General features: G+C 39.3%; 21 protein-coding genes. 7 read left to right on the top strand and 14 right to left on the bottom strand.

The window, feature by feature from the left end:
• Window positions 1-85: 85 nt before the first annotated feature.
• A complete protein-coding gene (fur, locus tag AC2SLP_RS07865) occupies window positions 86-520 on the bottom strand; it encodes a ferric iron uptake transcriptional regulator (protein WP_486536122.1) in 435 nt (144 codons plus the stop codon).
• Window positions 521-772: 252 nt separating this feature from the next.
• On the opposite strand from fur, the gene AC2SLP_RS07860 reads away from it, so the two are divergent.
• Window positions 773-1,147: an outer membrane protein assembly factor BamE gene (locus AC2SLP_RS07860; protein ID WP_486536121.1), complete on the top strand. Its 375-nt coding sequence runs from the start codon at window positions 773-775 to the stop codon at window positions 1,145-1,147.
• 296 nt (window positions 1,148-1,443) lie between these two features.
• Here AC2SLP_RS07860 and AC2SLP_RS07855 read toward each other — a convergent pair whose 3' ends face one another.
• The 4 genes from AC2SLP_RS07855 to AC2SLP_RS07840 form a co-directional block, all read right to left on the bottom strand.
• Window positions 1,444-1,842 carry an RnfH family protein gene (locus AC2SLP_RS07855; RefSeq protein ID WP_486536120.1) on the bottom strand — a complete coding sequence of 133 codons (399 nt, stop codon included), beginning with the start codon at window positions 1,840-1,842 and terminating at the stop codon, window positions 1,444-1,446.
• Window positions 1,839-2,948, bottom strand: a complete 1,110-nt coding sequence (locus AC2SLP_RS07850; protein ID WP_486536119.1) for a hypothetical protein — start codon at window positions 2,946-2,948, stop codon at window positions 1,839-1,841. The genes AC2SLP_RS07855 and AC2SLP_RS07850 overlap by 4 nt, the downstream gene beginning before the upstream one ends.
• A gap of 421 nt (window positions 2,949-3,369) precedes the next feature.
• The gene (locus AC2SLP_RS07845; RefSeq protein WP_486536118.1) at window positions 3,370-4,035 is read right to left on the bottom strand and encodes a c-type cytochrome; all 666 of its coding nucleotides are present in this window, start codon (window positions 4,033-4,035) and stop codon (window positions 3,370-3,372) included.
• 756 nt (window positions 4,036-4,791) lie between these two features.
• A complete protein-coding gene (locus AC2SLP_RS07840; protein ID WP_486536117.1) occupies window positions 4,792-5,220 on the bottom strand; it encodes a c-type cytochrome in 429 nt (142 codons plus the stop codon).
• A gap of 507 nt (window positions 5,221-5,727) precedes the next feature.
• Between AC2SLP_RS07840 and yihA the strand changes: the two genes are divergently transcribed.
• The 3 genes from yihA to lspA all read left to right on the top strand — a co-directional run bounded on the left by yihA (window position 5,728) and on the right by lspA (window position 10,161).
• Window positions 5,728-6,426: a ribosome biogenesis GTP-binding protein YihA/YsxC gene (gene yihA, locus AC2SLP_RS07835; RefSeq protein WP_486536116.1), complete on the top strand. Its 699-nt coding sequence runs from the start codon at window positions 5,728-5,730 to the stop codon at window positions 6,424-6,426.
• A gap of 248 nt (window positions 6,427-6,674) precedes the next feature.
• Window positions 6,675-9,548, top strand: a complete 2,874-nt coding sequence (ileS, locus tag AC2SLP_RS07830) for an isoleucine--tRNA ligase (RefSeq protein ID WP_486536115.1) — start codon at window positions 6,675-6,677, stop codon at window positions 9,546-9,548.
• Window positions 9,541-10,161, top strand: coding sequence for a signal peptidase II (gene lspA / locus AC2SLP_RS07825; protein WP_486536114.1), 621 nt, complete (start codon window positions 9,541-9,543; stop codon window positions 10,159-10,161). Before ileS ends, lspA begins: the two co-directional genes overlap by 8 nt.
• Window positions 10,162-10,851: 690 nt before the next feature.
• Here the strand turns inward: lspA and AC2SLP_RS07820 are convergent.
• On the bottom strand, window positions 10,852-11,277 hold the full coding sequence (locus AC2SLP_RS07820; RefSeq protein ID WP_486536113.1) for a DUF1294 domain-containing protein: 426 nt from the start codon (window positions 11,275-11,277) through the stop codon (window positions 10,852-10,854).
• A gap of 430 nt (window positions 11,278-11,707) precedes the next feature.
• Between AC2SLP_RS07820 and AC2SLP_RS07815 the strand changes: the two genes are divergently transcribed.
• Window positions 11,708-13,549, top strand: coding sequence for an FAD-dependent oxidoreductase (locus AC2SLP_RS07815; protein ID WP_486536112.1), 1,842 nt, complete (start codon window positions 11,708-11,710; stop codon window positions 13,547-13,549).
• A gap of 130 nt (window positions 13,550-13,679) precedes the next feature.
• Here AC2SLP_RS07815 and AC2SLP_RS07810 read toward each other — a convergent pair whose 3' ends face one another.
• Window positions 13,680-14,261: an LOG family protein gene (locus tag AC2SLP_RS07810; protein WP_486536144.1), complete on the bottom strand. Its 582-nt coding sequence runs from the start codon at window positions 14,259-14,261 to the stop codon at window positions 13,680-13,682.
• Between the two features lie 467 nt (window positions 14,262-14,728).
• Between AC2SLP_RS07810 and AC2SLP_RS07805 the strand changes: the two genes are divergently transcribed.
• Window positions 14,729-15,739 (top strand): alpha/beta hydrolase family protein, encoded by a 1,011-nt coding sequence (locus tag AC2SLP_RS07805; RefSeq protein ID WP_486536111.1) that lies wholly within the window; start codon window positions 14,729-14,731, stop codon window positions 15,737-15,739.
• A 102-nt stretch (window positions 15,740-15,841) separates the two neighbouring features.
• Here the strand turns inward: AC2SLP_RS07805 and AC2SLP_RS07800 are convergent, their stop codons facing one another.
• A complete protein-coding gene (locus tag AC2SLP_RS07800; RefSeq protein ID WP_486536110.1) occupies window positions 15,842-16,654 on the bottom strand; it encodes a 3'-5' exonuclease in 813 nt (270 codons plus the stop codon).
• Between the two features lie 145 nt (window positions 16,655-16,799).
• Here AC2SLP_RS07800 and AC2SLP_RS07795 point away from each other — a divergent pair, with 145 nt between their 5' ends.
• Window positions 16,800-17,798 carry a DUF1853 family protein gene (locus tag AC2SLP_RS07795; RefSeq protein ID WP_486536109.1) on the top strand — a complete coding sequence of 333 codons (999 nt, stop codon included), beginning with the start codon at window positions 16,800-16,802 and terminating at the stop codon, window positions 17,796-17,798.
• 127 nt (window positions 17,799-17,925) lie between these two features.
• Here the strand turns inward: AC2SLP_RS07795 and bamB are convergent, their stop codons facing one another.
• The 6 genes from bamB to pilW form a co-directional block, all read right to left on the bottom strand.
• Entirely contained in the window at window positions 17,926-19,122 is a 1,197-nt protein-coding gene (bamB, locus tag AC2SLP_RS07790; RefSeq protein ID WP_486536108.1) for an outer membrane protein assembly factor BamB, read from the bottom strand.
• Between the two features lie 238 nt (window positions 19,123-19,360).
• Entirely contained in the window at window positions 19,361-20,128 is a 768-nt protein-coding gene (locus AC2SLP_RS07785) for a YfgM family protein (protein WP_486536107.1), read from the bottom strand.
• 253 nt (window positions 20,129-20,381) lie between these two features.
• Window positions 20,382-21,707, bottom strand: coding sequence for a histidine--tRNA ligase (gene hisS, locus AC2SLP_RS07780; RefSeq protein WP_486536106.1), 1,326 nt, complete (start codon window positions 21,705-21,707; stop codon window positions 20,382-20,384).
• Between the two features lie 172 nt (window positions 21,708-21,879).
• Window positions 21,880-23,007 (bottom strand): flavodoxin-dependent (E)-4-hydroxy-3-methylbut-2-enyl-diphosphate synthase, encoded by a 1,128-nt coding sequence (gene ispG / locus AC2SLP_RS07775; RefSeq protein WP_486536105.1) that lies wholly within the window; start codon window positions 23,005-23,007, stop codon window positions 21,880-21,882.
• A gap of 282 nt (window positions 23,008-23,289) precedes the next feature.
• Window positions 23,290-24,216 (bottom strand): helix-turn-helix domain-containing protein, encoded by a 927-nt coding sequence (locus tag AC2SLP_RS07770; RefSeq protein WP_486536104.1) that lies wholly within the window; start codon window positions 24,214-24,216, stop codon window positions 23,290-23,292.
• Window positions 24,207-25,070, bottom strand: a complete 864-nt coding sequence (gene pilW / locus AC2SLP_RS07765) for a type IV pilus biogenesis/stability protein PilW (RefSeq protein ID WP_486536103.1) — start codon at window positions 25,068-25,070, stop codon at window positions 24,207-24,209. The genes AC2SLP_RS07770 and pilW overlap by 10 nt, the downstream gene beginning before the upstream one ends.
• Window positions 25,071-25,109: the final 39 nt, after the last annotated feature.

Here is a 25,109-nt window from a genome sequence, read left to right as displayed (position 1 = left end):
TCCTAATCTGTATGCTTAAGCTTAAGTTTTAATGTAAAAAAAGGAGCGAACCAGCAGGTTTGCTCCTTTGATTTATACAAAAATATTATTTAGAGGCAATATTTTGGCATTCTACATTATTACAAATACCATATAATACCAATGAGTGACCTGATAACCTAAAGCCATGTTCCTGAGCAACTTTTAGCTGCTCATTTTCAATAATTTCGTTATGGAACTCAATAATTTTACCGCATATATCGCAAACCAGATGATCGTGATGCTCATCTGTCATTATTTCAAACACAGATAAGTTATTTTCAAAATTGTGACGCTCTACGATACCTGCCTGTTCAAACTGAGTTAAAACGCGATATACTGTTGCCAGACCCACATCTTCACCTTGTTCTATGAGAGCTTTATAAACTTCCTCTGCACTCATATGGTGGTGTTCAGCGCTTTCAAGAAGTTCTAGTATCTTGACACGAGGTAAAGTAATCTTTAACCCTGCTTTACGTAAATCCTGATTTGTAAATTTCATAGCATTCCTTATATATTTATAGTTGTGAATGTTTATTAGGCTTTAGTTAGCATAAGCGCTTATTAGCAAATTATATTCAAAGTATGTATTAAAACAAAATTAGTTAAATAGTCTCTTAAGTGGTAGGCATTTGCAAGTAATTAACGTATCATTTGTCTAAATAATATAAATTACGAGTCAATTAATCGTTTACCATCAATGTTAATTGACACATGCCAAGTAAACAATGAGTAACTATTAAAACGTGATATTATGAATAAATTAAAATTTTTACTTTTTCCTATCGCTTTATCAAGCTTCTTAACTCTTGCAAGCTGCTCTGTATTTAGTGTTTATAAAATTGATTTGCCTCAAGGTACGCCTATTACGCAAGCGCAAGCGCAGCAAATTCAGCCTGGTATGCATAAGAATCAGGTCTCTTATCTGATTGGCAGTCCTGCCATACGTGATTCATTAGCCCCTAATCGTTGGGATTATATTTACGACTATACGCCGGGTACATATGGGGTTCGTGAAGGCAAACAAATTATCCGTGATGCCAAGCAGCATTTAATTATCTATTTTGATGACTCCAATGTGGTGACTCGCATTGAAGGTGTGGACACTTTACCAAAAGTGAACCAATAGTAGCGTTGGTATTAAGAACCACTTCATTCACTGTGCTTTGATCACAGTTTTTAAATAATTGTTTTTTAATCAATGTTTTTTTAATAATTATGCTTAAAGCGGATTTGTATACATCCCTTAAATTCATGCATGACTTAAACTTCAGCTATGCTAAAAGTAAGTAGTCGTTTATACTTATTAATATACTTATTTATGTCATGTTAAGTTATGCATGAAGGTATATTTCGGTATAAATGCATGTAGATTAAATGCATATATATTAAATGCATATAAGACTAAATGCATAAATCTACAGCTTATAAAATTGCTCTATTTTTGCGTTTGCGCATAGGATCAATGGTCAGCGGTCGGTACACCTCAATCCTATCATGTGCTTGTAAAACATAACTAAGCGGTTTTTTTTGTGAAAAAATACCCACTCGCCATGATTTGTTGTCAACTTTATTCTTATCTTTATTAGCCTCGCACCACTGTCTTAAATCAGGAAAAGTATCGAGCAAGCCTAATTGTCTCAGTGCTTCCAAAATAGTGGTGTTTTTTCCAAATTTCATATCGATATAAAGATGATCATTGGCCGACTTTGCATAAGCTAAGCTCACTGGCAATGTCGCATCTATGTTTGTGTCTGTGTCTGTGTCTGTATTTTTATCAGTATCTTTACTTGAATAAGTATTAATTATCACATCGTTTTTCATGCGATTAACCAACTGACAATAGCACTAATGACTAATATTGGCACAATGATACGAATGGCTACTCGCCATAGGTTATAAAACCCTTCAGAACTAAAGTTCAATGATTTGCGCATATGGCTAATTTTCATTAGCCATCCTGAGAATATGGCTAATATCAAGGCACTCACAATACTTAAAACAACCAATGCCACGCTTAGAATCTGAGGTGTGGCTATAGAGACGATCACAAGAGTTAAAATAATGCTAATTACTGTCGCAATCCATATTCCAAACCGATTAAATCGAGTGGCAATTTGAGTACTGGCATAATGGATAAAATAAGCTGCTGCAGCTAACACACCTAACGCATAGATCAGCGTTAGTCCTGGCGACAAGACCGCAGTATTGAAAATCAGCGCTATACTACCTATAACCAATTGAACGATCCAAATGGGAAATACCGTTTTGGTCGCTACTTTTTTTGGGTTACGATCATAGGATTTATTTAGATCCTCATGGCTATCGACAAGAGGGCTTGTGAACCAATACAGTCCCGAACCTACGCCTACGGTCACAAGAGCAAGCGTTACCGCCCTTGCCCATTCTCCTAAAGTTGCTTCTGTCATGACCATGCTGATAGAAGATAGGTTGCTAATAGCGCCTAATAAAAAGGATGCGACAATAAGCGCAATAGCCGCTAATAATGTGACGCCCCCTAGCAAGCTCAATAACCCAGCAATAACCACCATCACACCAGCAATAGCTATGCTCGGAACATTTAGTTGCATACCGAGTTGTTGCGTGGCATTTAATAGATTTGCACTCACCGCATCAATACTTAAGCTTGCGATCAACAGTGACAAGATAACCGTAATCCAAACAAAGCTTCGCCATAAAGTTGAGGTGTCAGCTTGACGTGTTAATTCCTGAATGCCTATAGCCGGCGTCTTTAAGCTACGATGCGCAAGACCAATTTCTGCATATAATAACGGTAAGCCAACGGCAAACATTGCTACAAGCCACATTAACCAAAAGTCTAATTGGCCTGCTGGTGCTGGTACAAACCATCTAAAAAGTAACAAAGGCAATAACGCAGCAATGAACAATGAAGAAAAACGGTTTAACATGGTAATTCCCACGGCTATGAATAGTATTTATATTGTATGTCGCTTTATGTGTGTCATTACATGGCCGCAACCCCTAATTAGACATCAAATCGACCAATAATCTATAAACCATAATCAGCGAACTCATACCAAATCTTAAAATTTACATATCGAGGATAACGAGTGCTAAAACTACCATTCGTAGGTTTGGCGAGTTCGACAAAGATAGGTTGATTTAAGAAAAGGTATCAAATGTAGTAGCACAAATAATGCCATTATATAATAACAAAAACCCCGAAAACGGGGTTTATGGCTGTATAACTTAAAATATTGGGTTAAATAACGTATTTAAAACGATTTTTAATTTATTTAAATATTTAACCTAATTTATTTAGCTTATTTTATATAGCTTAGCTTATATAGCTATAAATATAAGTAAGGTTTAGTGTACGGCACTAATATATTTTGACAATATCTTAATATCATTGTCAGATAATTTTGATGCGACCACTTGCATCATGCCCTTATCCCCTTCTTTAGCCGCATCATTGATACGCATCTGATCTTTAGACACATCATCTTCACGACCTGCTGCACGGAACATTTTAAGCTGTAACCCTAAATATTCTTCATGTTGACCACCAATACGAGGGAAAGCAGCATATGCATTACCTGCGCCTTTAGGATCATGACAGCCTGCACAGCCGATAATACCACGAGACTTATCACCGCCTAAGAACAAGTGATTGGCTTCTTCACTCGTAGCAGGATCACCAGCGAAAGCAGTCCAAGGTTTCTGACTGGCATAATAGCCTGCAAGATTCGCAAGGTCTTGTTGTGATAAACCAGCAATTTGCGCTTGCATAATACCGTTTACGCGATAGCCGGTTTTAAAATCCATAAGCTGTTTGTATAAATAGCGAACATTTTGTCCGGCTAGATTTGGCTGAGTTGGTATGACACTAATTCCAGTCTCGCCATGACAAGCACTACAGTTGTTAGCAACAATATCTTTAGCTGCCTCAACATCATATTTAGGAACAGTAATAACTGCATGGGCGCTGATACTGGCAAATAATACGCTGGTGACAACGAGCAATTTTTTCATTATAGTCTAATCCTACTAAGTCTTTCAGGCGGTAGCTAAGTAACTATATTTAAAACTATCAACTCGAAGCTTCAAAACCTTAAGAAACTCCCCTCTTAAGCTTTGCTTCTTAGTTATCTAAAATAATGATAAACCTATCTTAGATAAAAACCTGCACTCCAACCAATAAAGTTTTGAAAACTACGCTGAACTTTATAACAACGTTGATTTTAATGACAACGTTGATTTTGATAACAACATTGTTTTTAATAACCAGATTGTTTTTAATAACCAGATTGTTTTCAATGGCCATGTGGTTATAGACGCTGGGTTATGAGCTATAGTTTCGTTATAACTACTCACAGAGAATATTTAATAGGATTATTATATCAATAGTTTTGTAATAATAGCTACTTATCCGTGACATATTAGTCAATCTGAGTACAAATAATACCCTCGATTAGTATTAGGGTCTGTTGAACATTCAAATATGGAACTGGCGGCGGTTATTTTTTAGGCAATATGCAGGGAAATTTTAGACACTTAGTTATTCTAAGTTAGAAAATTTCACAATATATTGACAAAAAATAGACCCGCCCCGTAGGGCTGATGCTAAAATTATCCCAAACGTTGTTATAAACCTAGCTAAGGTCTAGACATTATCGTCGGTTTATGCCTAGTTTGGAACAATTTTAGCTATCAGCAGTCCTAATATTTGAATGTTCAACAGACCCTATCCATCACAAAACCTTAATTTAAACAGGGGATAGATACCTATTAATTAGACATATATTCGATAAGTGCTTCGTAGTCTTTATCGGTACAGTCAGGGCACAACCCGCCAGCGGGCATCTGTCTGCCCCCATTTTTTACCGTATTAAGCAAATTAGGTATGCCTTTTTCCGACTTCAACTTCGTCCATGCAGCAGTATCTCCAGTTTTAGGTGCTTTGAAAGCGCCTGAGTCATGGCAAGTGGCACAGCTTTCTTGATATATGGTATCGATATTGGCATTTACTAGCGTAGGCGCCGCCCAAAACATTACTCCTACCACAGATAAAACCATTAACCTTAAATTTTTTATCATTTTAGCAGTTGATACTTTATGTATAGGGACGAGTTCATACCCTGCTACATCATGATTTGATGCATTATTAATAGATACTTCATTTAGTACATTAATGGAAGGTCGCATAGACAGTCTCATAAGTAGTCTCCTTGATATCTGATGTCGCAAGTTTAAACTAAGGTTTACTAACCTAATTGTTTGTACTCAATTACTTTTAAACAATTACTTTTAAACAATCACTTGTAAACAATTACTCGCAAACATCCTTTACCCCACTCTCAACTTATTACAACCAAATGTAGGTTGGTGCATTTAGCACATCAAAACGTATCTTTTAACTAAATACGCTGGGCTAAAGCCACAGCCTACGCAAAGAGTTGAGAGTGAGGTATCCTTTAAGACTCTTAAAACATAATTTGATAGAAAGAACCTTAAGTATTTTTCAGTAAACACATATTCACTGAATATACGTTTATTATGGTGATTTATTCTAGAATATCAATCATTAAAGTTATCTATTGGGTTTTTATAAGCTTATTAGGCTCATAAAACTTTTTTGTTGTTCAATATCTTTACAACTAATTAGGATTAACGCATAAGAATCGCTATAATAATAGTTTTTAATAGCCCGATCTGAGAAAGACTATGAATAAAAAATCATTAAAGGTCGAACCTCAACCTACTGAGCCGCAGGATTTATCGCACTTATCGGCGCGTAAACGGTTAGAGCAAACTGAATTTTTGATGTCTGCGCCGACCTTTAAATTGTGCCCACCAGATGTGGGTTATGAGGTTGCTTTCGCGGGGCGCTCTAACGCAGGCAAATCATCCGCTATTAATGTATTGACCAATCAGCGTCAATTAGCACGTTCCTCAAAGACGCCTGGGCGTACTCAAATGATTAACTTCTTTACGATTGGTAATAAAGAAGCGCGTTTGGTTGATTTACCCGGTTATGGTTACGCCGCTGTACCTGAAAAGATGAAGGTGGTATGGCAAACTGAACTTGAAGAGTATTTGGTTTCTCGTGAAAGTTTGTCTGGTTTAGTGCTTTTGATGGATATCCGACATCCCTTAAAGTTTTTTGACGAGCAAATGCTACATTGGGCCAAAGATGGCGAACTGCCTGTGCACGTACTGCTAACCAAAGCCGATAAGTTTAAATATGGTCCTGCAAAAAACATTTTGCTAAATACCAAACGTGTCATGGAGAAGTTAGACCTTCCCTTCTCTATTCAGTTATTTTCATCTCTGAAAAAAGAGGGCGTGGATGAGCTTGTAGAGGTCATGGGTAACTGGTTGCATATAGACAATAATGCAAAGCCCTTACAACCGTCTGATTAACTCTCGATATTTGAATAATGGTTTTAGTCCTATGGTTTAACCTTATATTGTTTTAATCCATAAACTTAACCCATGCTGATAGCGACTTGATTCACTATGATGTGGTTTTAACTTATAATGTTTCTACATTTATATATCAAACCTATATTAATATAAGGGTATATCTGGGCCGTATCCCTAACTTCCCTAATACTCCTAACTGCCCAGTTATAAACTCAGCTTTTACTTTATTAAATAAGACGACTTCTATGACAGAAAAAAACTCAACTCCTGATTATAAAGACACGCTCAATCTAGTCGATACGGCTTTTCCAATGCGTGGTAACCTTGCAAAACGCGAGCCTGAATGGCTAAAAGCGTGGGAAGAAGATGATGTATATGGCAAGATTCGTGCCGCTAAAGCAGGAAGAGAAAAGTATATTTTGCATGATGGTCCTCCGTATGCAAATGGTCAGATTCATCTGGGCCATGCGGTTAACAAGGTACTGAAAGACATCATTACCAAATCAAAAACGCTATCAGGGTATGATGCTCCTTATGTGCCCGGTTGGGATTGTCATGGACTACCGATTGAACAAAAAGTAGAAGCCAAAGTAGGTAAAGTTGGAAAAAAGGTTTCTGCTACTGAATTTCGTGGACTGTGCCGCGAATATGCTCGCAGTCAAGTCAACTTACAAATGGCTGACTTTAAACGCTTAGGGGTGTTCGGGGACTGGGAAAACCCGTACCTCACCATGAACTTCCAGCAAGAAGCCGATATCGTACGTGCGCTGGGTAAAATTTATGCCAATGGCTATGTGACGCGTGGCATGAAGCCAGTGAACTGGTGCTTGGACTGCTCATCTTCACTTGCTGAAGCAGAAGTTGAGTACGAAGACAAAACCTCTGACGCTATCTATGTGTCATTTGAAATCGTTGATCCGTCTCAAATTCTGCCTGAGAGCAACTTTGATAAAACCTTAGCGGTCATCTGGACCACGACACCGTGGACGCTACCAGCCAACCAAGCGATTACGGTAAGTGCGGACTTTGAATACAGCGTGGTTAAAACCACTAAAGGCAATCTCATCTTAGCAACTGATTTGGTTGATGACGCTCTTAACGCATTGGGGTTTGAAAATGAAGGCGTGGTGAGCACCCTAACCGGTGACAAGCTTGAGTTAATTAAGGCTCAACATCCGCTCATTGAGTCGCGACAAGTGCCTATTATTTTGGGCGATCATGTTACGACCGAAAGCGGTACAGGCTTAGTGCACACCGCGCCTGCACACGGTGCGGATGACTACGTGGTTGGATTACGCTACGATTTACCAGTGACCAATCCCGTTGCTGGTAATGGTGTTTATCTTGATACAGCAGAAGTGTTTGTTGGTGAGCATATCTATAAAGCGCAACCAAAAATCATCGATATATTAAGTGAGAGCGGTCATCTATTAAAGCACTATAAAATGGAGCACAGCTACCCGCATTGTTGGCGCCATAAAACCCCTATTATCTTCCGTGCTACCCCGCAGTGGTTTATTCGTATGGACCATCAAGTAGACGGTCGTAGCAATACTTTGCGTGAGCAAACACTAACCGATATTCCAAACGTGACTTGGACACCAGCTTGGGGTCAAAACCGTATTGAAGCCATGGTTGATGGTCGTCCAGACTGGTGTATCTCTCGCCAGCGTACTTGGGGCGTACCTATCCCGTTCTTTACGCATAAGGACACCGATGAGCTACATCCCCGCACGCTTGAAATCATGGAAGACATTGCACAAGTGATTGAAAATGGCGGTGTTGAGTCGTGGTTTGATGCAGATGCCGAGCAGTTTATTGGTGACGATGCCAAAGACTATGTCAAATCATCTGACACCTTAGACGTTTGGTTTGACTCTGGCACCACGCACTTTGCTGTACTAGAGCAAGATGATGCGTTAAGAAATCCGGCGGATATGTACCTAGAAGGTTCAGATCAGCACCGTGGTTGGTTCCAAACTTCACTACTTACCTCTGAGGCAATGTACGGCCGCGCACCTTATAAGCAAGTACTGACGCATGGTTTTGTGGTCGATGAAAATGGCCGTAAGATGAGTAAGTCTTTAGGTAATATTATTAATCCGCAAGATGAAATCAACAAAACTGGTGCTGATATGCTGCGCATGTGGATTGCATCAAGTGATTACCGTTATGAGATGAATGCGGGTAAACAAGCGTTTAAGGGTGCAACCGATATGTATCGCCGTATCCGCAATACGCTACGCTTTTTATTAGCCAACACTGATGACTTCAATCCAGAGACCAATAGCTTACCGATGGAAGAGCTGGTGAGTATGGATAAATACATTATGCATCGTGCGCAAAAAGCTCAAAAAGTTATTGTTGACGCTTATGATGCGATGGATTTCCACCAAGTGACACAACAAGTGACTGCGTTTTGCTCACAAGACTTAGGTGGCTTCTACTTAGATATTATTAAAGACCGTCAATATACTACGATGAATGATGGCAAACCGCGCCGTTCAGCGCAAACGGCAATGTACCATGTTGCGCATGCCTTGTTACGCTGGATTGCGCCTATATTAAGCTTTACTGCTCAAGAAGCTTGGGAAGTATTGTTAAAAGATAACGCAACGGGCGTGAATGCTTATGTGTTCACCCAAGACTGGTATAAGTTGCCTGATTTTGTTATGGATAAGATTAGCGAGGACGATTGGGCGGTCATCTTAGAAGCCAAAGATGCCATCAATAAAGTCATCGAAAGCGCTCGTGAAGCGAAGTTAATCAATGCCAACTTATCCGCTGGTGTCACTATTTATGCTGCAGGCGAGGTCTATGATAGCTTGGCGAAACTTCAAGATGAGCTGCGATTTGTCCTTATCACCAGCTCAGCCAAATTATTGCCTTTAAATTCTAACGCGTCGGCTAACGAAACTGGCGGACAAGGTGGGGATGTATATGGTGAAAATACAGATATGGAAAACCTGCGCGTAACAGTTGCTGCAGCAGAAGGTACAAAATGTGTTCGCTGTTGGCACGTACGTACTGATGTCGGCTCAGATCCAAAACATAATCAAATTTGTACGCGCTGTGTCTCCAATATTGAAGGCCCAGGAGAGGTACGTTACTATGCCTAATCATATTGAAGAGAGGCAAATTGTCATGCAAGAGGCCGAATCAGACCAGCCTAACCCTGCTTATGCTAGCATTGAGCCTAGTGCTCTTAAGCGACCAAAATTAATACCTAATGGCAGTAAAGCATGGACCTGGTATTTATTGGCCCTTGTAGTGATAGGATTGGATCAATGGACCAAATGGCTAGCGAATACCAAACTTAATTTTCATGAACCTATACCAGTTATAGAACCCATTTTAAACTGGACCTTGGCTTATAACTATGGCGCTGCTTTTAGTCTTTTAGCGGATCAAGGGGGATGGCAAAAATGGTTTTTTTCGGGAATATCTGTCGTGATATCTATCCTATTAATCAGCTATATATTAAAGGCACCAAGACAAGCCAAACTTTTGAATATGGGTTTGGCGTTGATATTAGGCGGTGCTATTGGTAATTTAATAGATCGACTACGTATTGGTAAAGTCATCGATTTTATCCATGTGCATTACGCAGATGTATGGCACTACCCTATCTTCAATATTGCAGATATTGCCATTTGTATTGGTGTTGCCATGGCCGTGATTGATATGCTATTTTTAGAAAGTAAAAGAAATGCTAAATATCGCCTTGATTAAATCAGCTGTTTTTATTTTTAGTTTGGATACCTAGTCTAAAAGTTTAGTTTAAATGTTTAGTTTAGATGTTTAGTTTAAATCAGAGTACAAATAGACTCGGAATGTATTCATAATTCATATTTGCATATTCCTCCCTGTATATAGACTTTAAAGAGATCATAATTGATCTCTTTTATTTAAACCTCAAAAAAGTTTATCCCACTTGACATGTAGATTACTCGTGAAATGTAAAAAACTGAGCATGGTGAAAAAGCTTTGTTTTATACTAGGGTCTGTTGAACATTCAAATATGGAACTGGCGGCGGTTATTTTTTAGACAATATGCAGGGAAATTTTAGACACTTAGTTATTCTAAGTTAGAAAATTTCACAATATATTGACAAAAAATAGACCCGCCCCGTAGGGCTGATGCTAAAATTGCCCCAAACGTTGTTATAAACCTAGCTAAGGTCCAATACGCTTCGGGCATTATCGTCGGTTTATGCCTAGTTTGGAACAATTTTAGCTATCAGCAGTCCTAATATTTGAATGTTCAACAGACCCTAATAATCAGAAAACCTTTATCTACTACTCTTAAAAGTTTAATGGATTAAAAACAATAAGTGAAACGTTGATTGCGCTAATGTCTTAGCTTCTTTATTGTTCATTAAACCTAACTTCTAATACCGTATTAATAAGTCTAGGGGTTGTCTAAAGATTGATATGCTGCGCATTTAACATCAAATATATTAATACCGTCAAATTTAAAATAACCGTGAGATAATAAACGGTTTTAAAACTTGATTTCTTTGTTTTATGACGTAGCGAATTTTGTGCAATTAGCGCACCTACCCATCCCCCAATCAGACTCCATAAATGCAAGGTTATCTCTGGAATACGCCAAGACCCTCGCTGCGCGGCGCGCTTATCTTTATAATAGATAAAATAAGTCACTATACTTACCGCAATATACCAACCTAAAACGCCCCAGCTGATATCGTTGTTTAACGCTAATATTGCTAATACCACAAAAAACCCCGCACCCAATAACCAGTGTTTATTTTGATTATGCCTTGGGTACGGTTGTCTTCGCTTCTTTCGATATTGTTTTTTACTTTTAAGGTATTGTTTGCTCATCTCTAACTCATTTATTAGATTCAATGTATTTTATAATTTTAAGTTGCAAATTATAGACATGGATTATATATATGCCACAGTCAACTACTTCGGTACAACAGTCATGCTTGACTAGATTTGGTATGCTATTTGCTTAATGTAATGTAAGTCTTTTTAAACAATCCATACTAATATTAATTTCGATAATTGATTATAAATAACAAAAATATCTAGGGCGTATCCATATTTGGTTGGTGAGGCTAAAAATAAGATAGATTTTTGCTAATCACATAAATTTTGCAGAGAATATAAATATATTTTCTTAAAATTTGCAAAGATTAGCGAGAATATAGCCATTTTTTGCCAGCAATCTTAGGAGTATCAATTAGGGATACGCCCAAGTTTAATACCAAACATTTAAAATTCACGCATTAGGTAGAATATAAATATAATGGAAAAATCACACTTAAACGGTACAGACGCACAATCAACCATGAACAACCCAGCTCAAACCAAAACTTCATCTGCTAGCAAAAATAGCTACTCTCAGTCTAATAGTGCTTTTAAAGTAGGTATCGTTGGTGGCGGTGTTGCTGGCTCAACAATCGCTTTACGCTTGGCAGCTTTAGGTGTAGAGACGTATTTGTTTGAAACAAAAGCAAGCTTAATCGATGGGCCGCCTATGTGTCACTTACATGCAGGGGGTAATTTATACCGCGATATACCCGATGAAGACGGTGTCGAGCTTCTTAAACAATCTATAGATATGTTAAGACTATACCCACACAGTATCGATGTCCGCCCAACAGTCATTGCCATACCCAAACGAGACCCTGGAGATCCTCAAGATTTGGTACCCAGATTGCAGTTACTCACTCAAGAATACAGTAACATGATTGCTGAAGATCCAGCAAACAAAGTACTGGGCGAACCTGAAGACTATTACAAACTTTATGATCGTGACAGGTTAGAAACTTTAATTGAATCACATTCGCTACCAGCGGGTGAATTACCTAAACATATGGACGAATGGGTAGCGGCTGCGGCGGCTCAATTAGATCTAGACAAGTTAAAGTATCCTATAGTTGCCGTCAGAGAATACGGCTGGAACATATTTAGATTGGCGGCATCGGCTCAGATAGCATCAAACAACTATCCTAATATGAATCTGATGTTAAACACTGAGGTTACTAATGTAACTGATATTCCTAACACTATCGCAAATGATACTAAGAGAACTGACACTAAAGAAGTTTCCCACGATACTTTTAACAGTCCCTCTAGCAGTGACTCTATCCACGCCTCTATTAGCAACTCTCTTGCCACAGACGCAGACAACCAAGACATTAAGGTAGATAAATGGCAAATTGATTTTATTAACTTTAACCAAACTAAAACGCGCCAAACTGAAACCAGTAACTCTGAAACTATTAACGCTATAAATAGTAGCGCTGAATCGAATGCTACCCAGAATGACACTGATAATGATGAACAAAACGAAGGTAGTGTTACCGTTGATTATCTAATCAATGCGTGTGGTTTTAGGACTGGCGTCATTGATAACATGGTAGGCGTACCTGTAGAAAGGATGGTTGAATTTAAAGCCTCTTACATTACGCATTGGGACAGTCAATCAGTTCCAAATATGGAGTCTGTCAATGACGCTCTTAGGTTACCTGAAATTATCATACATGGCGAGCGAGGAACGCCTCATGGTATGGTCCAACTGACCCCATACCCACAAGGGTATTATCAAATACACAGTATGAATAAAGCAGTAACACTCTTTAATGATGGACTAGTGGCAAATACCGAAGACGATGCACAGCCAGAACTTAAGCCAAAATTTATAGACTATATTGATGAAGGCTGGAATCCAGAAACCCTAAAAAGTCGTAGTGAGCGCGCCATTGAACAAGTTAGTGAATTTGTTCCAAATTTTGCAACCGCAAATCCGACTAATAATGCGTTATACGGAGGACAACAGATTCCAGGTAAAAATGATGCTTTAAGAGTTGCCGATGTCAGCTTATACCCAGACCTGAATTATGCAAGAGCTGAAAATGTGAAAGCATCTTCTGCTCTTACCGCAGCGGACGACATCGTTGAACAGTTAACTTCTCAACAGCTGATAGTTGAAGACCCTGAACAATTTGATGCACGGCATCATCATAAGTGGTCTTACTTATCTAATACCACCTCGCGTCAAATTGATGAGCTTGCTTTGACATTGGCTGAAAAGCGTGATTACCCGCCAGCGATGTCAGGGTTGATAAAAGCATATATGCTATAGATAGCGTTTAAATTTATACTTAAAAGCGTCCTTAATAAATTATTGCAAACCACGCTATATTGATGATAAAACAGAATCGATGATAAAACAGGTTTACAAAATATATTCAATCAGTACCTAAAGCCATAATCTAAATTTTGTGAGTGGCTATGGGATTGACTATGTGAACGACCTTACTTAATAATTCCATGGCTGAGTTGATGTCATTACATACGACCAGCCTATCAAGGTCTTGTTCACTCATGAACCCTTCTGCAGCAGTGTGCTTAAGATGTGCTATTAATGGGTCATAAAAACCATTAATGTTTAAAATAACCATCGGCTTTTCATGCTGAAACAGTTGACGCCATGTGGCAATCTCCATGATTTCTTCTAATGTACCTAAACCGCCGGGTAACGTGATAAAAGCATCCGCATATTCTGCCATAATAGCTTTACGCGTGTGCATGGTATCCGTTAAATGTAATCGGCTTAACCCTTCGTGTGCGATTTCATGATTCAACATAAAGTTAGGTATTACCCCCACAGCATGCGCACCACCTTCAATCACTGTATCTGCTACAGCGCCCATTAGACCTATACTTGCACCACCATATACAAGCCCCATATTGTTATCTGCAAGTGCCGTTCCCAGCTCTCTAGCCGCCGCTTCGTAAACTGGATTTTTGCCAACACGAGACCCGCAATACACAGCAACTAAGGGTTGATCCATTGACGTCTTATCAACAACGTCACTGACGTGCTCAACATCTTTACTGGTAAATATCTTAGGACTATTTTTTTCATTTTCGGCAGAATCTATTACAGATTGGCTCATATATCTTATCACCTTATATCATCATGAATTATTGGGTTCAATTTTTTATATTATTTTAAAATTTTATCATACGTTTGAATTGTTAAAGTATTTTAACACCTTAGTGGCTATTGATTCATAAGAGAGGTTTTAGAACAACCTTTATCGTCTATATAATTAATCATTAATAATATCATAGTCTGATTAGGCAAACCTTTTCACTATGTTTCATAGCTTTGCGAGATGACATTCAATGGCGAGGTGACAGTTAATGATTTCAAAACTTTTATACCTAATTTAGCGTAAATCTCTTATGATAGATATTTTAAATCATTACGACCTGAACCATAACTAAATAAGACAATACTTACAGGGCAGTAATTATGAACAATACGAATACCGCACAAAAAACTCAAGCAAAAAGTCTAACTGAATCGAATAAACCGTCAACACCTAACAATACCCCATCGCCGATTAATAAAACGACCTTGACTGTTATTACTGAGCGTAATCAGCCCTTAACTGCCAGTTTATATGTCCCTAGCAATACGAGTCATGAGGACATCGGCAATGCCGTTATGATAGGGCCTGCCACAGGTATCAAGCGCTCTTTTTATAACAGCTTTGCAAGTTATCTCGCTGATCAAGGGTTTGCAGTCATTACCTATGATAATGAAGGGATTGGCGACTCATTAATAGGTGAGTTATCAAAATGTGATGCGTCTTTAATAACTTGGGGGCGTCATGATGCTACCTCCATATTGGAGGTGCTACAAGATGAGTTTCCAAATGCCAGTTATCATTTAGTTGGCCATAGCGCTGGTGGTCAGCTGATAGGTCTGATGCCTAATTACAAGGCTTTATCTTCGGTGTTTAATGTCTCGTGTTCATCTGGACGTATTAAGAATATGGACATGCCTTTTAAAGCTCAAGCCATATTATTTATGGATGGTGTTATTCCAGTAAGCAATACGCTGCTTGGGTATACGCCATCTCACAAATTTGGTATGGGACAACCCCTACCGCGTGGCGTTGCAAAACAGTGGCGAGACTGGTGTAATGGCAAAGGGTATGTAAAAACAGCCTTCGGTGATACTATTTTTACCCACTATTATAACGAGTTTGATATCCCTGGGTTATGGGTTAACTTTACGGATGATGATATCGCTAATGCTAAAAACTTAGAGGACATGCTTGCCGTATTTACCGCCATGCCTGTCCAAAAATGCATGTTTGATCCTAAAGAATTAGGGGTAAGCTCAATCGGTCACATGAAATACTTTAGTCGTAAAGTGTATGCTAAAGCCCCTCACTTGTGGGAGATGGCTACAGACTGGATACTATCTCACAGTCATGAGTCACATGATAAACGTAGTGACCCTAAAACTGCTTAATATCATAAAGTTTAGATAGAACTTATTGAGTATGCTGTTTGCGAAGCTTTAGCTATTAATTCTTTGCCAGCGTTAGTAGTAGGTTCTATTTTAATTGCTATTTTAAGGACTGTTTTGAGGGCTATTTGATTTCTTTGTAGCTTTTATAGTAGCTTCTTTGTCAGATTTTTTAGTGGTTTCAATGACAGATTGCTGTTCAGCTTTTTGGTCAGTTTTAAGATTAGCTTTTTGGTCCGCTTCTTTGTCAATACGCCGCTGTAATGCCGAATATAATGATGGCTTTAAGTTAGGTATATTCTTTAGCATCCATCTTGCATAATGGATGGGCAGCTCACTCACAAGCTTGCCTTTATGTTTACCAAAAGGCATACGCGTTACCGGTTTGGCATTATTAGATATTTTGTGTGCCGCTGCAAAGTCAGTTACTTCTATTTTTAGCCGTTCGCAACAGGCTTGATAGAGCAAATAGCACATACGTGCATCGCCTAAGGCATCATGTGCGTGCGCAGTCATTTGTGCAGCTTTTTCGGTTCCGATAAGCTGTTCGATACATTTTGATTGCGAATATCGATGCCATTCTGGAAAGGCTACGCGAGCAAGACGTACTGTACATATGAGTTTTACAGAAGGTCTACCTATCACACCCCAATCAAAGCGTACATTATGACCTATAAGATAATCTGTCAATGTCATCTTATTGAGATTAAACGCCTCTAGTCCCGCCACATCCTCATCTGTGATGCCATGAATTTTGGTCACTACCGGCGATATAGAACGCCCGCTGTTAAAATATGACATCCATTCATGACCCGTTATGGCATCTATCGTTGCTACCTGAATGGGTCTAGGATTGCGCCCTTGATCCGTTTCGGTATCTATCACTAGCGCACTTTGATGAGTATTATTGCCGCTCATTTATTCACCTTAGATTGTATGCTGCTGCTGGCACAGTGACCTCAAAACTCAAGCGCCCTGTTTGAAGGGTCACCACGCCCTAGTTATATTCTAATCTTTATTTGCTATTATACGTATTTATTAATTGAAATAGACCTTATCACACATGCTAACAGACTCAAATCAGCCATCTACAGCTACTGCACCTTGGCAGACTTACAACCGCCCATTTGTACGCGACTTAGCGTTTGCATTGGCATGTCCCGATGCGTTGACCCATTGGGTATCACCCCACCCCGATTTGGTTTCTCCTATCATAAATGTACACGATATTGACTTTTGGCGTGAACAATATGACAGTTATGCCTCTCGTCTACATGAGCTTGATAATACTGAAGCTTATCAAGACTTAACCCGTTACCTAATGTCAAGGCCTAGCCCGTATCGGCTTGGCTTTCATTTTGAAGGGTTATTGCATTATTGGCTAGAAGATGGCTATCGACTCAATTTGCACCCTTTTGAGGTAGTAGCTCATAATATTCAATTATATAAAGGACTTGAAACTACAGGTGAACTTGATTTTATCTTACGCAACCATGACACCATGGATATTGAACATTGGGAACTGGCAGTTAAATTTTATTTGGGTAGTGCGCCTTATGATTTTTCAGACTGGGTAGGTATCAATTCACGCGATACGCTTGAGCGTAAGTTAGTACATATGCAAACCAAACCTTTTCGTAGCGTTTGGGTAGATCTGGATTTTTATGAAAAGGTAAAGATCGACAAGCGCTTTGCTGTGTTAAAAGGTCGGTTTTTTAAACCCTTTGATGAACGTAAACGCGTGTTACCAGAGTGGCTAAATGGAAGCTTCCCTATGCATAACTGGTGTTATATCAATAACCGCGATGACTTTGAGTCATTAAATGTAGATAAGCTGCGTCCTGCTCATTATATTGAATGGTTTACACATCGTCCATTTTACGAGGCAAGCTTTCTAATGCGTTCAACCACGCCTGTACTAGATCCTAACCTAAGAAAAGATGAATTGGCTAGGCGACGAGCGAAGTTAGAAGCTTGGCCTTACACACTATTAGAATTTAAAGATATTTCTACAGGGCTATATATTTACGACAGCGAACCTTTGGTTATTAAAATCAGCTAAACAGATAACCGCTAACCGAGTACTTCATTAAACGGTTACATCATTAAACGGAAACTTAGCTAAGCTTATAACTTGCTAAACGAATAACTAAACGAATAACTAGCTAAACACATGTAATAAAGACAGTTTACCGTACTAACCGCCATGCATTAACTTGCCCAGAAGTCGTCTGCGATAATAAATAATCTGAAACACTACTAAGTTTGTTGATAGCGCCCTTTGTTTTTGTACGGCTCATAATACGTCCACTTTCTGGAGATAGGATATGAATCACGCCATCTAAATCACCAATGGCTATATAATTACCTATTAGTTGTGGATTACTCAGCTTACGATAAGCAAGTGCATCGTTCTTCCACATTAGCTCTCCCGTCGTTCGATGATAGGCAATGACCATACCATCCAATGTCGTTACGATAACCGCATTACCAACAACGGCGACGCTATTGCGACTCGCGGCTTCTTGGAGGAACATGATTTGACTATTGACCAAATCAACTCCAATTAATTGGCCACTGTAGCTGATTGCATAAAGCTGACCATTATCAATGACCGGAGTACCATCAACATCTGTCATACGCTGCACTTCACTGGCTCCTGATGGAATGCCCACTCTGCGGTTCCATTCAGGTATACCTGTTTCGATATCGACAGCATGCAGACGTCCATCGGCGCCGCCAATAAGTACAGATTGCGAACCGAGTAATATGGGTGATGAACTACCTCGTACACTTATCGCAGGGGCTTGAGTGGTGTACTGCCATATAACAGCGCCAGTCTGTAAAGCCAGACCATACATAACACCATCATTTCCCGATAACACCACGCGATTATTATGAATCAAAGCAGGAGATAGCACGGTGCCGCCAAGCTTACTTTCCCACTTGACGTTACCTGTTGTGGTATCAAAAGCAATAACTCGTGCAGACTTAGTGCTGACTACAGCAGTTTTACTTGCACTATCAAAGGCTACGCCCCCAACTATAGGCTCGTTCACATTAGCTTTCCATAGTCTTTCGCCATCTAAACCGTAGCTTTCAACATTACCTGAACCAGAGGCTGCTACAACTTGACGACCATCAAATCCTACATTAAAGCGGTTTACCTCTGCAAGCTTAGTACGACCCTTTAAGGATGTTTGGAACACAGGATCGATGACCTTTAAACTCTGCTCAAGCTGTACTAATTTGGAGGGTTTATTCACCTCAGGTTTGATCGTCTTACTGCACCCTGTCGAGACGGCAATAGCGGCACAAAACACACCAATCAGAGAAGTTTGAGTAATGACTTGGGTCAGTGACGTTTTGGCTTTATCAGTATGCATAATGGTCTCGGCTCTGTTAATTTTTAAATAAACTCTATGGGTATGGGGGCAATTATCTAATACAGCCAGCCCCTAATAAATTACTTTAAAGTTATTGCTCTACTTCTTCTAACGTATTTTCTGAAGAAGCATCTTCTAAGGAGCTAGTTCCAGATGGATCAGTATTTGCACTTTCACTCTGAGTCTTAACCAATCCTTCAGATTCAGTAGTAGATTCAGTTTCAACTTCGGTGTCGGCTTAAGGAACCTCTTGTATCCCAGACGGCGTCATATTAGATTGACTGACTATTTGAGGTCCAAGTTCAATTGGTTCAGGATTAACCCCTAAACTTTCAAGCTTAAGACGCAAAACCTCTCGTTCTTCTTGTCGTTTAGATAATAAGCTCCAAGCATTTTGGTAAGCACGTACCGCTTCATCTTGCTTACCTTGCTCTATAAATATATCGCCCAATATCTCTTGCTGTGTTGGCTCAAAAGGTACTGGCACATCGATTGAAGCCTGATGTAAAGCCGCTTCAATATCACCACTGGCAAGTAATACAGTGGCATAGCGTAATTGGGTAATGGCGTGAAGGCCTGCGTCTTTTAAATCAATTTGCATGGCCTTATTAAGCGCCTCTTTTGCAGTTTCAAAATCATCAATGTCTACCGCAAGACGGGCTTTAATCATTAAAGCTTGCCATGCGTAAATAGTTGATCCATGGTCTGCCACTAGAGCATCAATTTGATCATTCAACTGTTGTACCGCTGCATCATTTGAGCCATCAATATTAGGATTATATCTTAGATCTTCAATCATCGTATCTATAAGGGCATATTTTTCGGCGGCTACGGTGTCCGTTTTTACCGATGAGCTTTGAAAGTAACTCCATCCAAAATATGCTGCCAAAGCCACTACGATAATGCCTAATATATAGCCCGCAGACTTCTTTAGCTTTTCCATAGATTGTTGATCGTTATTAGGATCATTTGCATCAGAAGATACGGTAATGGGACGTTTGGCCATAATTCTACCTAGTGGTTAAATCTTTAAATTAAGTTATATAATATTTCTTACCGATCGCTAAATAATTTTTAAACAATTAGCTTTTTAAACAATTAGCTTTTTGGACAATCATTATTTTGAAAAAATTAACATCAAGAACATCACTAATCACTGTCAATCAAGAAGTGATTTTTCTCCGACAGACTTCTATACGACTAGATCTTTGATCCAGTTACTTTATTCAAGTTACTTATAGTCAGTTACTTAAAGTCAGTTACTTGAGTTTAGTTGCCGAAGAATAGTTATCCGCTTCATGTAACCACAGACGGTCATGACGTTCTTGCTCACCGGTGGACATAGTCTTAACACTGATTGTATCACTTTCTATTTCATCTTGAGCAATGATGACAGTAAGGCTCGCGCCTGACTTATCGGCTTTTTTCATCTGCGACTTTAAGCTAGTCGCACTCGACATTTTAACGCTTAAATCATAGCGCGCCATACGTAATGACTGGGCATAAATCAAACCTGCTTCATACCAATCAGGATGTACGACGACAAACACGTCACAAACAGGCTTAGTAGGAAGTGGGTTTACCGCATCGACTAACAATAATAAGCGCTCAAGCCCCATAGCAAAGCCAACGCCTGGATCAGATTTGATCTTACTTGCTTTATCGGCAGATTTGCCAATAGATTTTAACTGACCAATCAAGCCATCATACCGTCCTCCAGCACAGACTGTCGCTTGAGCACCGAGCTTATCTGTTACCCACTCAAATACAGTCTTGTTATAGTAGTCTAGCCCGCGTACTAATTTCGGGTTTATAGTATAGTCTATTCCCAGTGCTTTTAGATAGCGCTGCAATAGCTCAAAATGTTCGCGACTTTCTTCCCCTAAATAATCTGATAACTGGGGCGCGTCTGCTAATATAGTTTGGGTATTTTTGTCTTTACTGTCTAATATACGTAAAGGATTCGTCGTCAGGCGGCGTTGACTATCACTATCTAAAGTGTCTTTTTTAGCAGTTAAAAATTCTACCAACGCGTCACGATAAGCCAAACGCTCATCAGACTCTCCCAAGCTATTTATCTCAAGTGTAAGCTCGTGGTCGATGCCTAACCGCTTCCACATCATATGGGTCATGGCTATGAGTTCTGCTTCAACATCAACATGTTCACAGCCAAACACCTCTACACCTAATTGGTGAAACTGACGGTAACGACCCTTTTGTGGTTGCTCATATCTAAACATGGGTCCCATGTACCAAAGCTTAGGACTTTCACCGCGTAGTAAATTATGCTCGATGACAGCGCGAACTGCTCCCGCAGTACCCTCTGGACGTAAAGTAATGGGAGTGGGTGGATCTGACTTATCTGTAAAGCTGAACATCTCTTTTTCAACGATGTCAGTGGCATCCCCAATAGCACGGGCAAATAACTGCGTCTCCTCAACGATAGGCAGTCTGATCTCTTCGTAGCCGTACTGATCCAATACCTCACGTAATATCGTTTCTAAGTGTCGCCAATCTCCACTCGCAAAGCTTGTTGAGGTTGCGACATGCAGAATGTCGTTAAATCCTTTAATTGATTTAATCATTATGGTTGCCCAATATTTATCTTATTATTTATTGTTTTATTACAAAAGAGCTGTCTTAAATAAACTTATCATGTAAGTTAAAAGGCAAGTCGGTTATCTTGAGCCGCTTTAAGACGGGCAATTATTAATACTTGTAACTATTAAGATGGGTAATTATTAAGATAGGTAACTATCAAAACTGGTTACCATCGACCCGTAATATCTCGTTAGCAGCTAGTTGTTCTGCTTTACTGACACGCTCACGCACCATCTTTTCTATATTATCCACCAGAGTGGTTGTATCAATCAAATGGCTTTTTTCACCCTCAAGGTAAACCAATGAGTTAGGTGAAGCGCCAACAACACCAATATTAGACTCTTTCGCTTCGCCAGGCCCATTGACTTTACACCCAATAACGGACACATCCATAGGAATACGAACATCTTCTAAACGCGCTTCAAGCTCATTCATCACTTTAATAACGTCAAACTCTTGACGTGAACAACTTGGGCAGGCGATAAAGTTAATACCATTTGCTCTGATACCTAGAGATTTTAAAATATCAAATCCTACTTTAATTTCATCCTCAGGTTCAGCTGCTAAAGAGATACGGATAGTATCTCCGATACCATCAAGCAGTAAACCGCCTAATGCGATCGCTGACTTTACCGTACCTGTTCGATAAATACCCGCTTCTGTCACCCCAAGATGTAGCGGGTTATCAATTTTTTGTGACAACAGACGGTAGGCATCGAGTGTTAAGAACACATTGCTGGCTTTTACTGAAACTTTGTATTGGTCAAAGTTTAATCGCTCTAAAATATCAATATGACGCATGGCTGATTCTACCATAGCCTCACCGGTTGGCTCTTTATATTTACGTTGAATTTCTTTTTCAAGAGAGCCTGCATTTACGCCAATACGAATAGGTATGTTGTAATCACGCGCACAGGCAACCACCTCTCTAACTTTGGCGTCATTACCAATATTTCCTGGGTTGATACGTAGACAATCCGCCCCTGCTTCTGCGACAGCAAGTGCTATTTTATAATCGAAATGTACGTCGGCTATTAGTGGGATATCAACACGGTTTCTTATTTCTGCAAATGCGGCTACCGTATCCATCGTTGGTGTAGATACCCGCATCATATCTGCTCCTGCATCAACGCAGCGGTTGATCTGAGCGACGGTAGCCTCTACATCGCACGTGTCAGTATTGGTCATACTTTGTACACTTATGGGCGCATCACCACCCACAGCGACGTCGCCAACATAGATTTTTTTAGTGATTTTACGTTTTATAGGAGAGGGTAAGGACATAGTGCTTCTCAGTTGACTGAAAAATATAGGATTCGTAACGTGATAGAGATGTATTTTACGCTGAAACGTCATATTATAATTTATTATATGACCATGATTGTAGGGAATTATTATAAGATAAAGGCTGCAATTTAAAAAAGCAGCCTTAACAATATCACTTTTGTTTTACTTCTTTATTTCACTACTAATTTATACTTGTGTGCAACTTCTTAATTTTACTTATACGCAACTTTTAAAGCGGTTAGCTATATAAGAACTCAAACTATATTGAGTCATCTGTTGTTAAGGAGACAGACTAAAGTTAGCTTTATTATCTTGTGAATAGTCATTCAATTTAATTGGGACTTGATTAAGGTTTAGAGTAACATTAGAGACGGCGTCTACTTGAACTTTAAATGGTGGTTTACCCTGTAATTTATAGCCACCTCGAGGCTGCACGCCCGATAGTAAGGTATTGCCTGTGGCATCAACCACTTCTATGTTTGTGTTATCTCTTACCCAAAAATCAAGTGTCGAATTTTCAAGGTTGTCCGAGTTAGTTTGGGTCATTGCATCATCCGCATTAGTATTTGTCTCAACTACTGAGTTATCAATACCTAGCGCAGATCCAGAGGCTGCAACTGAGTCATCTAAATCTAGGGCGCTGCCACTACTGCTAACGGAGCTATCAATAGCGGCTCCAGCCGATTGCTCATCATCAGAAAAATCATCAATCAATTCGATATTTTCATTATCTGCTTGACTGGCATCACGTGCATTCGAAACAGTACGTATTAAAAATACGGCCAAAATAATTAACCCAATTAAACCTAAGATAAGTAATGGATTGATACGTAACGATCGTCCGCCTTCACGCTGTAAAGTCCCCATAGGCTTTAGCGGAGATTCGATATCATCTACATTTTTGCGTCTTAATTCGTCAGGATAAGCCCGATTAAAGCTTTCAATAATCTGTTCAGCATCTAACCCCAAAAACTTAGCATAGTTTGATACAAAGCCACGTGTAAATGCAATTTGAGGTAAAGATTTAAAGTTTTCAGCTTCTATCGCTTCTAGGTGACGATTCAAAATGAAAAGCTCGTTTGACACATCATCAATACTCAAATTTTGTTTCACTCGTTCTTGCTTGAGTCGATGACCAAATGAGCCAAAATTTTGGTTGGATGTATCAGTATTAGGAGTCAAAGGTTTTTTATTATTTATTTCCATGATGCCTCTGGGTTACGAATCAAAACTCTTAACTTGCTTGCCTCTTCACTTAGCGGAAAGTCTGCTAAAAGCTGTCGCGAAAGTTTTTCTTTATGAGATAAATTATTTTGTAAATGTGCAAGCTTGATACCCTGGAATAATATTCGGGGTACTTGGTTTGCACTATCACCAACAAGAACTAACAACTCGTTATACAAATTCTGTGCTTGGCTTATACGATTACTATCGATCAAAATATCTATAAGCTCAATATGAGCAATCACATTATTTCTATCGTTTTCAAGTACTCTAACAAAGGATTGACTGGCAAGCGTTGTATTATCTAACTTCAATGCAGTACGACCAAGGTTTTCTAGTGCGCCAATACGGCCTTCATAACCAAGGGCTGAACCTGCTAACTCGAACTGCTCAAGCGCTTCGTCGTCACGTCCTAACTGAGATAAGTAAACGCCGTAGTTGTTATGCGCTTGCATAAAGCTTGGATCAAACTGTATGGCCTTCAAAAAATACGCTTCTGCTTTAATAACGTTACTTTGACTACCTTCTCTTTGTAACAAAACCCCCATCATATCATAGGCGGGTGCATAACGTTTATTAGAAGCTAAGGCTTTCTCTAATTGCCGCTTAGCGGCGTCCAATTGATTTTTTGATATATACTGGGCTGCCATCTGTGTTCGAATCGCTGCCGCTTTATCAGAATTATTACTAGATGCAGAACTGCCAGCTGAATAACCACCAACTTGGTCAATATCAGTATTATTTGAGACACATCCTGTTAGTCCTGCTGTTGCTAAGCTAATTATAGCAACCATCAATACTGAGATTGAATTGTGATGACAAGGTTTGCCTGACATTTTAGTCCCTATAATTATCTTGAGCGAATAATACGAGTC

The organism is Psychrobacter sp. CX21 (assembly GCF_057396255.1).
Note: the sequence above shows the minus strand (reverse complement) of the source record. Positions and strands in the feature narration are given on the sequence as shown.

Bases quoted from the DNA above. Each gene is read 5' to 3' on its own strand.
- fur (WP_486536122.1), bottom strand. From the start codon at position 520: ATGAAATTTACAAATCAGGATTTACGTAAAGCAGGGTTAAAGATTACT.
- AC2SLP_RS07860 (WP_486536121.1), top strand. From the start codon at position 773: ATGAATAAATTAAAATTTTTACTTTTTCCTATCGCTTTATCAAGCTTC.
- AC2SLP_RS07855 (WP_486536120.1), bottom strand. From the start codon at position 1,842: ATGAAAAACGATGTGATAATTAATACTTATTCAAGTAAAGATACTGAT.
- AC2SLP_RS07850 (WP_486536119.1), bottom strand. From the start codon at position 2,948: ATGTTAAACCGTTTTTCTTCATTGTTCATTGCTGCGTTATTGCCTTTG.
- AC2SLP_RS07845 (WP_486536118.1), bottom strand. From the start codon at position 4,035: ATGAAAAAATTGCTCGTTGTCACCAGCGTATTATTTGCCAGTATCAGC.
- AC2SLP_RS07840 (WP_486536117.1), bottom strand. From the start codon at position 5,220: ATGAGACTGTCTATGCGACCTTCCATTAATGTACTAAATGAAGTATCT.
- yihA (WP_486536116.1), top strand. From the start codon at position 5,728: ATGAATAAAAAATCATTAAAGGTCGAACCTCAACCTACTGAGCCGCAG.
- ileS (WP_486536115.1), top strand. From the start codon at position 6,675: ATGACAGAAAAAAACTCAACTCCTGATTATAAAGACACGCTCAATCTA.
- lspA (WP_486536114.1), top strand. From the start codon at position 9,541: ATGCCTAATCATATTGAAGAGAGGCAAATTGTCATGCAAGAGGCCGAA.
- AC2SLP_RS07820 (WP_486536113.1), bottom strand. From the start codon at position 11,277: ATGAGCAAACAATACCTTAAAAGTAAAAAACAATATCGAAAGAAGCGA.
- AC2SLP_RS07815 (WP_486536112.1), top strand. From the start codon at position 11,708: ATGGAAAAATCACACTTAAACGGTACAGACGCACAATCAACCATGAAC.
- AC2SLP_RS07810 (WP_486536144.1), bottom strand. From the start codon at position 14,261: ATGGATCAACCCTTAGTTGCTGTGTATTGCGGGTCTCGTGTTGGCAAA.
- AC2SLP_RS07805 (WP_486536111.1), top strand. From the start codon at position 14,729: ATGAACAATACGAATACCGCACAAAAAACTCAAGCAAAAAGTCTAACT.
- AC2SLP_RS07800 (WP_486536110.1), bottom strand. From the start codon at position 16,654: ATGAGCGGCAATAATACTCATCAAAGTGCGCTAGTGATAGATACCGAA.
- AC2SLP_RS07795 (WP_486536109.1), top strand. From the start codon at position 16,800: ATGCTAACAGACTCAAATCAGCCATCTACAGCTACTGCACCTTGGCAG.
- bamB (WP_486536108.1), bottom strand. From the start codon at position 19,122: ATGCATACTGATAAAGCCAAAACGTCACTGACCCAAGTCATTACTCAA.
- AC2SLP_RS07785 (WP_486536107.1), bottom strand. From the start codon at position 20,128: ATGGCCAAACGTCCCATTACCGTATCTTCTGATGCAAATGATCCTAAT.
- hisS (WP_486536106.1), bottom strand. From the start codon at position 21,707: ATGATTAAATCAATTAAAGGATTTAACGACATTCTGCATGTCGCAACC.
- ispG (WP_486536105.1), bottom strand. From the start codon at position 23,007: ATGTCCTTACCCTCTCCTATAAAACGTAAAATCACTAAAAAAATCTAT.
- AC2SLP_RS07770 (WP_486536104.1), bottom strand. From the start codon at position 24,216: ATGGAAATAAATAATAAAAAACCTTTGACTCCTAATACTGATACATCC.
- pilW (WP_486536103.1), bottom strand. From the start codon at position 25,070: ATGTCAGGCAAACCTTGTCATCACAATTCAATCTCAGTATTGATGGTT.